The organism is Pseudomonas helmanticensis (genome assembly GCF_900182985.1).
Classification (GTDB): domain Bacteria; phylum Pseudomonadota; class Gammaproteobacteria; order Pseudomonadales; family Pseudomonadaceae; genus Aquipseudomonas; species Aquipseudomonas helmanticensis.
Genome location: NZ_FXUY01000001.1, coordinates 3050998 through 3063636 on the forward strand (window position 1 = coordinate 3050998; position 12639 = coordinate 3063636).

The 12639-nt window shown below is 61.2% G+C and carries 10 protein-coding genes; all 10 read right to left on the reverse strand.

What is annotated here, in order from left to right; all coding sequences use genetic code 11:
* Positions 1 to 134 precede the first annotated feature (134 nt).
* The gene (locus QOL84_RS13745) at positions 135 to 848 is read right to left on the reverse strand and encodes a TetR/AcrR family transcriptional regulator (RefSeq protein WP_283437548.1); all 714 of its coding nucleotides are present in this window, start codon (positions 846 to 848) and stop codon (positions 135 to 137) included.
* A gap of 105 nt (positions 849 to 953) precedes the next feature.
* A complete protein-coding gene (gene lysS / locus QOL84_RS13750; RefSeq protein WP_122662230.1) occupies positions 954 to 2456 on the reverse strand; it encodes a lysine--tRNA ligase in 1503 nt (500 codons plus the stop codon).
* A 114-nt stretch (positions 2457 to 2570) separates the two neighbouring features.
* Positions 2571 to 3666, reverse strand: a protein-coding gene (gene prfB, locus QOL84_RS13755) for a peptide chain release factor 2 (RefSeq protein ID WP_102358477.1) whose coding sequence is annotated in 2 segments (ribosomal slippage) — positions 2571 to 3593 and positions 3595 to 3666 — 1095 coding nt in all. Because the reading frame shifts where the segments join, the coding sequence is not laid out codon by codon here.
* Between the two features lie 209 nt (positions 3667 to 3875).
* A complete protein-coding gene (locus QOL84_RS13760; RefSeq protein ID WP_129389685.1) occupies positions 3876 to 4877 on the reverse strand; it encodes a diguanylate cyclase domain-containing protein in 1002 nt (333 codons plus the stop codon).
* A 48-nt stretch (positions 4878 to 4925) separates the two neighbouring features.
* A complete protein-coding gene (gene cheB / locus QOL84_RS13765; protein WP_129389682.1) occupies positions 4926 to 5936 on the reverse strand; it encodes a chemotaxis response regulator protein-glutamate methylesterase in 1011 nt (336 codons plus the stop codon).
* Positions 5933 to 8224, reverse strand: a complete 2292-nt coding sequence (locus QOL84_RS13770) for a hybrid sensor histidine kinase/response regulator (RefSeq protein ID WP_283437549.1) — start codon at positions 8222 to 8224, stop codon at positions 5933 to 5935. The genes cheB and QOL84_RS13770 overlap by 4 nt, the downstream gene beginning before the upstream one ends.
* Positions 8221 to 8904 carry a chemotaxis protein CheW gene (locus QOL84_RS13775; RefSeq protein WP_129389676.1) on the reverse strand — a complete coding sequence of 228 codons (684 nt, stop codon included), beginning with the start codon at positions 8902 to 8904 and terminating at the stop codon, positions 8221 to 8223. Before QOL84_RS13775 ends, QOL84_RS13770 begins: the two co-directional genes overlap by 4 nt.
* Positions 8901 to 10172 carry a CheR family methyltransferase gene (locus QOL84_RS13780; RefSeq protein WP_283437550.1) on the reverse strand — a complete coding sequence of 424 codons (1272 nt, stop codon included), beginning with the start codon at positions 10170 to 10172 and terminating at the stop codon, positions 8901 to 8903. The genes QOL84_RS13775 and QOL84_RS13780 overlap by 4 nt, the downstream gene beginning before the upstream one ends.
* Positions 10169 to 10705, reverse strand: a complete 537-nt coding sequence (locus QOL84_RS13785; protein ID WP_283437551.1) for a chemotaxis protein CheW — start codon at positions 10703 to 10705, stop codon at positions 10169 to 10171. The genes QOL84_RS13780 and QOL84_RS13785 overlap by 4 nt, the downstream gene beginning before the upstream one ends.
* The gene (locus QOL84_RS13790; protein WP_283437552.1) at positions 10705 to 12327 is read right to left on the reverse strand and encodes a methyl-accepting chemotaxis protein; all 1623 of its coding nucleotides are present in this window, start codon (positions 12325 to 12327) and stop codon (positions 10705 to 10707) included. Before QOL84_RS13790 ends, QOL84_RS13785 begins: the two co-directional genes overlap by 1 nt.
* Between the last annotated feature and the right edge of the window lie 312 nt (positions 12328 to 12639).

Here is a 12639-nt window from a genome sequence, read left to right on the forward strand (position 1 = left end):
CCCTCATGGTGATCGATCGTTCCCACGCTCTGCGTGGGAATGCATCCACTGGCGCTCTGAGTCATGTCTACGAAGGGACGCGGAGCGTCCCGGGCGGCATTCCCACGCAGAGCGTGAGGAACGATCAGCGCAGTTCAGACCGATGCGAGCACCAGGTGCATGTAGCGCGTCAGAATGCCGAGCATGTCCTCTTCGGCCAAAGGCTCGGCGTCGTTGAGCAGGCCCTGATATTCCATCCGTCCGATAATCGCCGTCAACACCTTGGCATCCTGCTGCGGTTCGCGCGAGCCCAGAACCTGGAACAACTGGCAGGTGCCCTGCAACAGAATCTGCTGATGCGAGCGCACCAGAATCGCCAGGCGCGGGTTGAGCAGCGCTTCCTGACGGAACGCCTGCTCGGCCATCAAATGCTCGCGACGGTTAACCAATTGACGATGCACGTAGTCGGCCATCAACCGTGCAATGTCGTCAGCCAATTGCGAGCGCGACTCCGGACTGCCGTCGCCACTGACCACCATCTCACGCAACAAGCCTTCGTTGTTGACCCACAACTTGGCCATGTATTCCGCGCTGCGCTCTACGTATTGAGCGAAGGTATCGGTGAGCAGGTCATCAATGTCCTTGAAGTAATACGTGGTCGCCGACAGCGGCACACCGGCCTCGGCGGCAACTGCGCGGTGACGCACAGCGCGTACGCCATCACGTACGACAATACGCATTGCCGCGTCGAGAATGTCCTGGCGACGCTGCTCACTGCCCTGTCGGCTGGCCTTGCGACCCTGGTACTGAACGCTTTCAGCGACCGCAGTGGCGATACCCGCTGCACCTTCTTGAGCTATTGCACCCATCACGACAGGACTTCCTCTGCTATTTCCAAAGTAACCAATTGATACATTTGTACCAGACAGGCAATAAAAAGCCGCCTGTTTTAGGCGGCTTTTTAACTGAAACGTTTACGCTTGCGGTCGCATGTGCGGGAACAGGATCACATCGCGGATCGACGGCGAGTTGGTCAGCAACATCACCAGGCGGTCGATGCCGATGCCTTCACCGGCCGTTGGCGGCATGCCGTACTCCAGCGCGCGCACGAAGTCGGCGTCGTAGTGCATGGCTTCGTCGTCGCCGGCGTCCTTGTCGGCCACCTGCGCCATGAAGCGCTCGGCCTGGTCCTCCGCGTCGTTCAACTCGGAGTAGGCGTTGGCGATTTCACGGCCACCGATGAACAGCTCGAAGCGGTCGGTGACGTTCGGGTTGTCATCGTTGCGACGCGCCAGCGGCGACACTTCGAACGGGTACTGAGTAATGAAGTGCGGCTGTTCCAGCTTGTGCTCGACCAGTTCTTCGAAAATCATCACTTGCAGCTTGCCCAGACCTTCGAAGCCCAGCACCTTGGCGCCGGCTTTCTTGGCGATGGCGCGGGCCTTGTCGATGTCGTTCAGATCATCGGCGGTCAGCTCAGGGTTGTACTTGAGGATCGAGTCGAACACCGACAGACGCACGAACGGCTCGCCGAAGTGGAACACCTTGTCGCCGTACGGCACGTCGGTAGACCCCAGCACAAGCTGCGCCAGTTCACGGAACAGTTCTTCGGTCAGGTCCATGTTGTCTTCGTAATCGGCGTACGCCTGATAGAACTCCAACATGGTGAATTCAGGGTTGTGACGAGTCGAAACGCCTTCGTTACGGAAGTTGCGGTTGATCTCGAAAACCTTTTCAAAACCACCAACCACCAGACGCTTCAGATACAGCTCTGGCGCGATACGCAGGAACATTTCCATGTCCAGCGCGTTGTGGTGGGTTTCGAACGGCTTGGCCGCAGCGCCGCCAGGAATGGTCTGCAGCATCGGCGTTTCGACTTCGAGGAAGTCGCGCTTCATCAGGAAGCTGCGGATGTGCGCGATCACTTGCGAACGCACGCGGAAAGTCTGACGCACTTCGTCGTTGACGATCAGGTCGACGTAACGCTGACGGTAGCGCTGTTCGGTGTCGGTCAGGCCGTGGTGCTTGTCCGGCAGCGGACGCAGCGATTTGGTCAGCAGACGCACGTTGGTCATTTCAACGTACAGGTCGCCCTTGCCGGAACGCGCCAGGGTGCCTTCGGCGGCAATGATGTCGCCCATGTCCCAGGTTTTCACCGCGGCCAGGGTGTCTTCCGACAGGGTTTTACGGTTGACGTAGACCTGGATGCGACCGGTCATGTCCTGGATCACCATGAACGAGCCACGGTTGAGCATGATGCGACCGGCAACCTTGACCGGGATTGCAGCCTCTGCCAGCTCTTCCTTGGTCTTGTCCGCGTATTTCTTCTGCAGATCTTCGCAGTAGTTTTCGCGGCGGAAGTCGTTCGGGAAGGCGTTGCCCTTGGCGCGCTCGGCAGCCAGCTTTTCCTTGCGCAGGGCGATCAGGGAGTTTTCTTCCTGTTGCAGGGCTTGCGGGTCGAGTTGTTGGTCGCTCATGTCTTTAGATATTCCATCAGGTTCGTTGCCCCCGGACCTCGCGGCCCGGGGATCGCCAGCAGGGCTGGCTCCTACAGGGATCGGCCTGAATCAGCCGATGCTGTATTGCGTCTTTTACAGCCCTGATTTCAGGCTGGCATACAGGTATTCGTCGATGTCGCCGTCGAGTACCTTGTCGCAGTCGCTGCGTTCGATGTTGGTGCGCAGATCCTTGATCCGCGACGCATCGAGCACGTACGAGCGAATCTGGTGACCCCAGCCGATGTCGGACTTGGTGTCTTCCAGCGCTTGCGACGCGGCGTTGCGTTTCTGCATTTCCTGCTCGTACAACTTGGCCCGCAGCATTTTCATGGCGGTGTCTTTGTTGGCGTGCTGGGAACGTTCGTTCTGGCAGCTGACCACGGTGTTGGTCGGTACGTGAGTGATACGTACGGCCGAGTCGGTGGTGTTTACGTGCTGACCACCTGCACCGGAGGAACGATAGGTGTCGATCCGCAGATCTGCCGGGTTGATTTCGATTTCGACCTTGTCGTCGATCTCTGGCGAGACGAACACTGCGGAGAACGAGGTGTGGCGACGGTTGCCGGAGTCGAACGGGCTCTTGCGCACCAGACGGTGTACGCCGATCTCGGTACGCAGCCAGCCAAAGGCGTATTCGCCCTTGATGTGCACGGTCGCACCTTTGATACCAGCGACTTCACCGGCCGACAGCTCCATGATGGTCGCGTCGAAACCGCGTTTATCCGCCCAGCGCAGGTACATGCGCAGGAGGATGTTGGCCCAGTCCTGGGCTTCGGTGCCGCCGGAACCGGCCTGGATGTCCAGGTAGGCGTTGTTCGGGTCCATTTCATGGCTGAACATGCGGCGGAATTCCAGCTTGGCCAGATTTTCCTCGAGACGGGCCAGCTCGGCGACGACATCGCCCACTGCGCCTTCGTCGTTCTCTTCGACGGCCATGTCCAGCAGATCGCGGCAATCGGCCAGGCCGGCGTTCAGTTCATCGAGGGTATCGACGATCTGCGCCAGCGCCGAACGCTCGCGGCCCAGCTCCTGGGCGTATTCAGGTTTGTTCCAGACGCTCGGATCTTCAAGCTCGCGATTGACTTCAGTCAGACGCTCATGCTTTTGATCGTAGTCAAAGATACCCCCGAATAGTTTCGGAGCGCTCGGACAGGTCCTTGATGGTGTTCAGGATCGGGTTGATTTCCATGACGGGCAGCACTCGTTGGCGAACTTTTGAAAGCCGGCGAGTATAACGTAATCAGGCTGTCACGGCAGCCCGTCTGGCGGCTGTGGGGGCGATTCACTTGACACATTTCACCTGTAGGAGCTGCCGAAGGCTGCGATCTTTTGACTTTGATTTTAAAAACAGATCAAAAGATCGCAGCCTGCGGCAGCTCCGACAGGGGATTGCGGTGGTTATTCGATGCCGACCTGGTTGCGGCCGTTGTTCTTGGCCAGGTACAGGCCACGATCCGCCGCCGAGATCAACAAGCGGCAATCGCTGCCCGACTGCGGCACCATGGTTGCCAGGCCGATACTGATGGTCAGGCTCGCGCCGTCACCCGGGGTGTTGTGCGGGATTTTCAGCGAGGCCACGGTCTGGCGCAGTTTCTCCGCCACCAGCCGCGCGCCGCCCGGCGAGGTGTTCGGCAGCACCAGCGCAAACTCTTCACCACCGTAGCGCGCCGGCAGGTCAGAAGGCCGCGCGCTGGCGTCGCGGATCGCCGTGGCGACCTTGCGCAACGCCTCGTCGCCTTCAACATGGCCGAAGCTGTCGTTGTACGGCTTGAAGTAATCGACATCGATCATCAGCAGTGACAACTGGCTTTGATCGCGCAGCGAGCGGCGCCATTCCAGTTCAAGGTATTCGTCGAAGTGGCGGCGATTGGACAACCCGGTCAGGCCATCGGAGTTCATCAGCCGTTGCAGCACCAGATTGGTGTCGAGCAACTGCTGCTGACTGACCCGCAACGCACGGTATGCAGCATCGCGTTGCAGCAGGGTCATGTACGAGCGCGAGTGATAGCGGATGCGCGCCACCAGTTCGATGGTGTCCGGCAGTTTCACCAGATAATCGTTGGCCCCGGCGGAGAACGCCGCGCTCTTGATCAGCGGGTCTTCCTTGGTCGACAGGACGATGATCGGAATGTCCTTGGTCGCCGGATGATTGCGGTATTCGCGCACCAGGCTCAGGCCGTCGAGGCCGGGCATCACCAGATCCTGAAGAATCACCGTCGGTTTGATCCGCACCGCTTGGGCAATGGCCTGATGCGGGTCGGAGCAGAAGTGGAAGTCGATGTTCTCTTCATTCGACAGCCCACGGCGCACGGCTTCGCCGATCATTGCCTGATCGTCCACCAACAACACCATGGCGGCGTTTTCGTCGGTTTTAATGTCGTCGATCTGTAAGTCAGTCATGGGCGGTCACCTGAGTACTGCGGGGGCCAGGATTGCGGATAAATCGGTTCATTTGGGGAAAATCTCCTGCAATCGTGGCGCTATCTTTTCCAGTGGACGGATTTCCACGGCGGCATCAATGGCTGCTGCAGCCTTGGGCATGCCGTAAACCGCACTGCTTTGCTGATCCTGCGCGATGGTCAGGTAACCCTGTTGGCGCATGAGCTTAAGCCCTTGCGCGCCGTCGCGTCCCATCCCGGTCAATAAAACCCCGACGGCGTCGCCATTCCAATAACTGGCGACACTTTCGAAAAATACGTCGATGGAGGGTCGGTAGATCTCGTTGACCGGCTCGGCGGTGTAGGCCAGCGTGCCGTTCTTGAGTAACCGAATATGATGATTGGTGCCGGCCAGCAGCACGGCGCCGGCTTGCGGTGGCTCGCCTTCGCGGGCCAGCCGTACATCAAGGCCGCTGGCGCTGGCCAGCCATTCGGCCATGCCGGCGGCGAACACCTGATCAACGTGCTGCACCAGCACAATCGCCGCCGAGAAGTCCCGGGGCAGGCCCTTGAGCAACACCTCAAGCGCTGCGGGCCCGCCGGCAGACGAGCCGATCGCCACCAGTCGCTTGCACGATGCCGAACTGCGCTGGGGCGTCGGCGTCGGTCGCGAGCGCGGTGCCTTGTCGCCGATCAGCCAGCCGATATTGAGGATCTTGCGCAGCAACGGCGCCGCCGCTTCCTGCGCATTGCCGGCGCCGAGTGCCGGGGTATCGACCACATCCAGCGCGCCGTGGCCCATGGCTTCGAACACGCGATGGACGTTCTGCTGACGGTCGACGGTCACGATGACGATCGCGCACGGGGTTTCGGCCATGATCCGGCGGGTGGCTTCGACGCCGTCCATCACCGGCATGATCAGATCCATGAGGATCAGGTCGGGGGTGTTCTCGGCGCACAGTTGCACCGCCTCGGCGCCGTTGCGAGCGACCCAGACCACCTGATGCGCCGGCTCGAAGGCCAATGCACGACGCAGGGCCTCCACCGCCATTGGCATGTCGTTGACGATTGCGATCTTCATGCCCGCGCTCCTCCGATGAGCTCGACCACTGCGTCGAGCAGGGCGTCGTCATGAAAACTGGCTTTGGCTAAATAATAGTCCGCCCCGGCGTCGAGACCACGGCGGCGATCCTCTTCACGATCCTTGTACGACACGACCATCACCGGCAGCGATTGCAGACGGTTGTCGCGACGCAACAGGGTGACCAGCTCGATGCCGTCCATGCGCGGCATGTCGATGTCGGTGATGAGCAAATCGAAGTCCTCCGAACGCAGCGCGTTCCAGCCGTCCATACCGTCCACCGCCACCGCGACGTCGTAGCCGCGATTGAGCAGCAGCTTGCGTTGCAGCTCGCGCACGGTCAGCGAATCGTCAACCACCAGCACGCGTTTGCGCGCAGCCTCGGCGGCCTGATTGCCGTGACGGGCGATGCGCTCGAGGCGACCGGTATTGAGTAGCTTATCCACCGAACGCAGCATGTCTTCGACGTCGACGATCAGCACCACCGAGCCATCGTCGAGCAACGCGCCGGCTGAGATATCCTGCACTTTGCCCAGACGTTCATCGAGTGGCAATACCACCAAAGTGCGTTCGCCAATGAAGCGCTCGACCGCCACGCCGTAAATCGCATCGCGCTCGCGAATCACCACGACTTTCAGGGTTTCGCCGCTGTTCTGGCTGGCCGGGCGGTTGAGCAACTGACTGGCCGCGACCAACCCGACATGCCGGCCTTCATGCCAGAAATGCTGGCGACCTTCGACCTGGACAATGTCTTCAGGCTCCAGATCGCACATGCGTTCAATGTGCGCCAGCGGGAACGCATAAGCCTCTTCGCCGACTTCCACCACCAGACTGCGCACCACCGACAACGTCAGCGGCACTTCGAGATGGAAGCGACTGCCCTCGCCCGCCGCCTGTTCCAGCACCACGGCACCGCGCAACTGGCGAACCATGTGTTGAACGGCATCGAGACCCACGCCCCGGCCAGAGACTTCGGTGACCGTGTCGCGCAGGCTGAAACCGGGCAGGAACAGGAAGGTCAGCAGTTCTTCCTCGCTCAACTGCGCCGCCGTTTCGGCTGGGGATAACTGCCGTTCGACGATGCTGCGGCGGACCTTTTCCAGATCGACACCGTTACCGTCATCGCTCAATTCCAGCACCAACAGACCGGCCTGGTGCGAGGCGCGCAGGCGGATCAGGCCCTCTTCGGGTTTACCTTTGAGCAGACGTTGCTCCGGGGTTTCGATGCCATGATCGACGGCATTGCGCAGCAAGTGAGTCAGCGGCGCTTCGAGCTTTTCCAGCACGTCACGGTCGACCTGAGTCTTCTCGCCTTCGATTTCCAGGCGCACTTGTTTGCCGAGGCTGCGGCCCAGATCGCGAACCATGCGCACCTGCCCGCTGAGTACATCGGCAAACGGCCGCATGCGACAGGCCAGCGCGGTGTCGTAAAGCACCTGCGCGCGTTGACTGGCCTGCCAGGCGAATTCATCCAGCTCGGCGTTTTTCTCGCTGAGCAATTGTTGCGACTCGGCGAGCAAGCGCCGCGCATCTTCGAGGGCTTCCAGCGCCTCAAGGCTCAGCGCGTGTTCCTTGAGGTGCACGTTGAGATTTTCCAGCGCGCGCAGGCCGTTGTTCTGCATGCGCTTGAGGCGCTGCATGGTTGCCAGGTGCGGCTTGAGGCGCTGGGTTTCCACCAGCGATTTGCTCGACAGGTCGAGCAGGCTGTTGAGGCGTTCGGCGGTAACGCGCAAGACGCGCTCGCCACCTTCAGTGGTGCGTCTGCTTTTCCGTGGCGGCGGCTCTGGCGCCTCCACCGGTAGTTCTACAGATTGCACCGGCGCTGGCGGCGTTGGCTCGACTCGCGGCGCTTGCAACTGCAATTCGGCCATGACCGGCGCAGCGACGGCAGGCGGCGACGATGGATCAAGCAACTGCGCCATCAACACCACATACGCTTCGATGTCAGCCGGTTGCGGAGCATTCGCTGGCGTCGCAATGCGCATGAGCAAATCGGTGCCCTGCAACAACGCATCGATGTGTTCCGGGCGCAGCAACAAGCGCCCTTCCTGCGCGCTGACCAGGCAATCTTCCATGACATGGGCGACGCTGACGCCACTGTCGATGCCGACAATTCGCGCCGCGCCCTTGAGCGAGTGCGCCGCACGCATGCACGATTCGAGTTGATCGGCCTGGGTCGGATTGCGCTCCAGCGCCAGCAGCCCGGCGCTGAGCACCTGCGTCTGGGCTTCGGCTTCAAGGCTGAACAGCTCCAGCAGCGAGGCGTCGCGCATTTGCTCGGGGGTCATGTGAGGCTCCGGGTCACGGCAGACAACAGCTGTTCTTCATCCAGCCAACGCAGGCTGCGACCGCGAAATTGCAGGACGCCACGGGTGTACTTGGCACTGGCCTGGGCGCCGGATTGCGACGCGGCATCAAGGATTCGCTCATCGATGGCATGAATGCCGTAAACCTCATCCACCGGCACCACCACCGGCCCGCCATGGGCAGCGATGATCAACATGCGCGGCATGATGCGCCCGCTGACAGCTGGAGCGGCGCTGGCATCCAGATCCAGCAATTCCACCAGCGACAGGCACGCCACCAGCGCGCCACGCACATTCGCCACCCCCAGCAAGGCGCGCGAACGCTGATGCGGTAACGAGTGAATCGCCTGCAACGGCGCGACTTCCACCAGGCTACGCGTCGCCAATCCGAGCCACTCTTCACCGAGACGGAACATCAGCAGCGAACGGGTTTTGACATCGGTTTCGACCGCGATCGCCACCGGGTCGCGCTCGTCCTGCTGCAACGAATAGCGATCGAGCAAGCGCGTCGCCGCTGCGGAATACACCGAGCAGTTGCGGCAATGAATATGTTCTTCGAGCAGCGGGCAGGACTTGTCGCCGTGGATGCCAATACGGTTCCAGCAATCGTCGATGGCCTGGGCGTCTTCATGGGTGACGTTCAAGGTGTCGGCCGAAATCATCGTTTACGCTCACTGTCAGCGGTGCGCCCGCTGCGGGCGGCGCGCTCCTGCAATCGTCTGGCACCGGCGCTGTCGCCCTGGGCCTGGAGCAAAGCCGCGAGGTGCATCAGCGCTTCCGGGTGTTGCGGTTCGAGGTACAGCGCCTTGCGGTAGAAACCCTGGGCTTCGAGGGTCAGGCCGGCGACGTCGCTGAGCAGTCCCAGCCAGTAAAACACTTGAGCCACTGGTTCGTGGCTGCGCAAATACTGCTCGCACGCGGCACGCGCTTCGGCGCTTTTGCCTTCATTGGCCAGTGCCGCGATATTCGCCAGCAAGGTCGCGGCGTCCGGATTCGCGCTGGTGCGGGTGGTCGGCAGCGCGGTCACTGGCGCAAATGGCCGTTGGCGCACGGGCGGTGGCGGCGTGCTGCGTATCGATTGGCTGACTGGCAACGGAATCGGCTTGGGCACTGGCAGCGGTTCAGGCTGCGGGTCGCTGTGACGACTGAACGCGAACGACTGCGGGATCCCGATCGAGCGCATGCCCAAACGGCCGAGCAGACTGCCCTCGGCGGGGCCGATAAACAGCACGCCGTCGACATGCGTCAGGCGTTTGAGCACTTCGAACACTTGCTTCTGCGTGGGCTGATCGAAATAAATCAACAGGTTGCGGCAGAACACAAAATCGAACGCCGGCTCGCTGGCCAGCAGCGCCGGATCAAGCACATTGCCGACTTGCAGACGCACCTGCTCACGGACATTTTCGTTGACCCGATGGCCGTCCTGCTCGGCGCTGAAATGCCGTTCGCGATAGTCCAGATCCTGGCCGCGAAACGAGTTCTTGCCGTACAGCGCCCGCCGCGCCTTTTCCACCGACAGCGGGCTGACGTCCATGCCATCGACCTTGAACTGATGCGGCTTGAGCCCGGCATCGAGCAAGGCCATGGCAATCGAATACGGTTCTTCGCCGGTGGAACACGGCAGGCTGAGAATGCGCAGCGCGCGCATGTTGTTCAGCTCGGTGAGGCGATTGCGCGCCAGTTTACCGAGCGTGGCGAACGATTCCGGGTAACGGAAAAACCACGTCTCGGGGACGATGACTGCTTCGATCAGCGCTTGCTGCTCATCCCGTGAACCCTGCAACAACTGCCAATATTCATCGGCATGCGCCGCTTGCGAGAGTGTCGTGCGCTGACGCACCGCGCGCTCGATGATCGCCGGGCCGACCGAGGTGACATCGAGGCCGATGCGCTCCTTGAGAAAGTCGAAAAAGCGCTGATCGCTGCTCATGGCTGTTCCTCAAGCTGCGCCGGATCCCGTGGCGGCTGCGGGAGCAGCAAGGCGCGCACCGCGTCATCGAGCAAGTCATTGACCCGCACCCATTGCACCAGTCCGCGCGCATCTTCACGCACCGGGCCGAGGTAAGGCGTCTGCCGATTGTCGAGACCGTAGGGCTGAAAATCCTGCGGATTGCAGCGCAAGGTGTCGGTGGCCTGCTCCAGAATCAGCCCGAGCCATTGCACCGGCCGCGCATCGTCGGGCTGGTAATTCACCAGCACCAGACGCGTGCTGGTGCGCGCTTGCGCGGGTTCACCGAACGTCAGCGCACTGAGATCGATCACTGGCACCACCACACCGCGATACGCAAATACCCCGGCGACCCACTGCGGCGCCCGCGCAATCGGCTTCAACGGCAGGCGCGGCAGCACTTCCGCGACTTCGGTGGCGCGCAAGGCGTAACGCTCGCTACCGATGCGAAACAGCAGGAACAACGCCTGCTTCGCCAGCGGTGCGGCGTTGCGTTTGGCGATGATTTCGCTCATCAGACTTTGAATCGCGAAACGCCGCTGCGCAGCCCGACGGCCACCTGGCTCAGTTCGTCGATGGCGAAACTGGCCTGGCGCAGCGACTCGACAGTCTGGCTGCTGGCATCGCCCAACTGCACCAGCGCATGGTTGATCTGCTCGGCGCCGGTGGCCTGCGCCTGCATGCCTTCGTTGACCATCAACACGCGCGGCGCCAGCGCCTGCACCTGATGGATGATCTGCGACAGCTGCTCGCCAACCTGCTGCACTTCGGACATGCCACGGCGCACTTCTTCGGAAAACTTGTCCATGCCCATCACACCCGCCGACACCGCCGACTGGATCTCGCGGACCATTTGTTCGATGTCGTAGGTAGCGACCGCGGTCTGATCCGCCAGACGTCGCACTTCAGTGGCGACCACGGCAAAACCGCGTCCGTATTCACCGGCCTTCTCGGCTTCGATCGCCGCGTTGAGCGAGAGCAGATTGGTCTGGTCGGCGACTTTGACGATGGTCACCACCACCTGATTGATGTTGCCGGCCTTCTCGTTGAGGATCGCCAGTTTGGCGTTGACCAGATCCGCCGCGCCCATCACCGAGTGCATGGTGTCTTCCATGCGCGCCAGGCCTTGCTGGCCGGAACCGGCGAGAACAGAGGCCTGATCGGCAGCGGTGGAGACTTCGGTCATGGTGCGGACCAGATCGCGCGACGTGGCGGCGATCTCGCGGGACGTTGCACCGATTTCGGTGGTGGTCGCCGCCGTTTCAGTGGCGGTGGCTTGTTGTTGCTTGGAGGTTGCAGCGATCTCGGTTACCGAGGTGGTCACCTGCACCGACGAGCGTTGCGCCTGGGATACCAGCGAAGTCAGCTCGGTCATCATGTCGTTGAAGCCGGTTTCCACCGCGTTGAATTCATCTTTGCGGTCGAGGCTCAGGCGGGTGCTGAGGTCGCCGGTGCGCATGGTTTCGAGAATCCGCACGATCAGGTTCATCGGCGCCATGATCGCGCGCATCAGCAGGAACCCGCAGGCTGCCGCCGCCAGCACCGCGACCAGCAATGAAATACCCATGCTGACTTTCGCGGCGGCGACCGCATCATCAATGTTGTTCATGGCCTCATCTGCGACGGCTTTGTTCTCGCGAATGATGTCGTTGAGTTTCATCCGGCCGGCGGTCCAGGCCGGAGTCAGCTGTTCGTTGAACAACTTCGCCGCCTCATCCTCTTGGTTGCGCTGATACAGATCGAGCACCTGCGTCTGAATCTTGTTGTAGTTGAGGACGTCTTGCTTGAAGACGGCGAATTCGGCCTTGTCCTCATCAGTGGTGACAGTGCTTTGATAGTTGCCCATCTGCTCTTCGAGACGCGCCTCGAAGGCTTTGAAATCAGCCGCGTCCTCGGCGCTGATGCCCTGGCCTTTTTTCAGGCCGAGCAATTCCTGGGTCTGCAGGTAACTGTCGACCCAGGCGCTGCGAATCATCGAGCTGAAATACACGCCGGGCACGGCGTCCTGACGCACGCTCTGCTCGCCGGCCTCGATTTTCAGCAACCGCGAATAAGAGACGACGACCATCAACAGCATGATGGCGATAATCACCGCAAAGCTCGCCAAAATGCGTTGGCGCAACGTCCAGTTCTTCACAGTGATTCCTCGTGCCTAGGTCGAAATGCGGGGAGTATAGCCGAGGGCGGTGTTTCATTTATAAGACGCTTTTTAATCCGACCCGTTTGGCGGAAGGCTCTGGGACTGGACTGTCGGTTAATTCGGGGTTGGCGTACCAGTGGGGTAATGGCAAAAAGGGGCGATGGATTGATCATTTCCGGGCTTTCCATTTCGGCAAGATGCTGGCAATGCGCCTTGATGCGCAACTTCTTGCGCACTTGTTCGCCGATTTTCGCCTCTTGAATCGCTACAGCCCCCATGGCCCGGGGCCTGTGGCCAAGTGCGCAACTT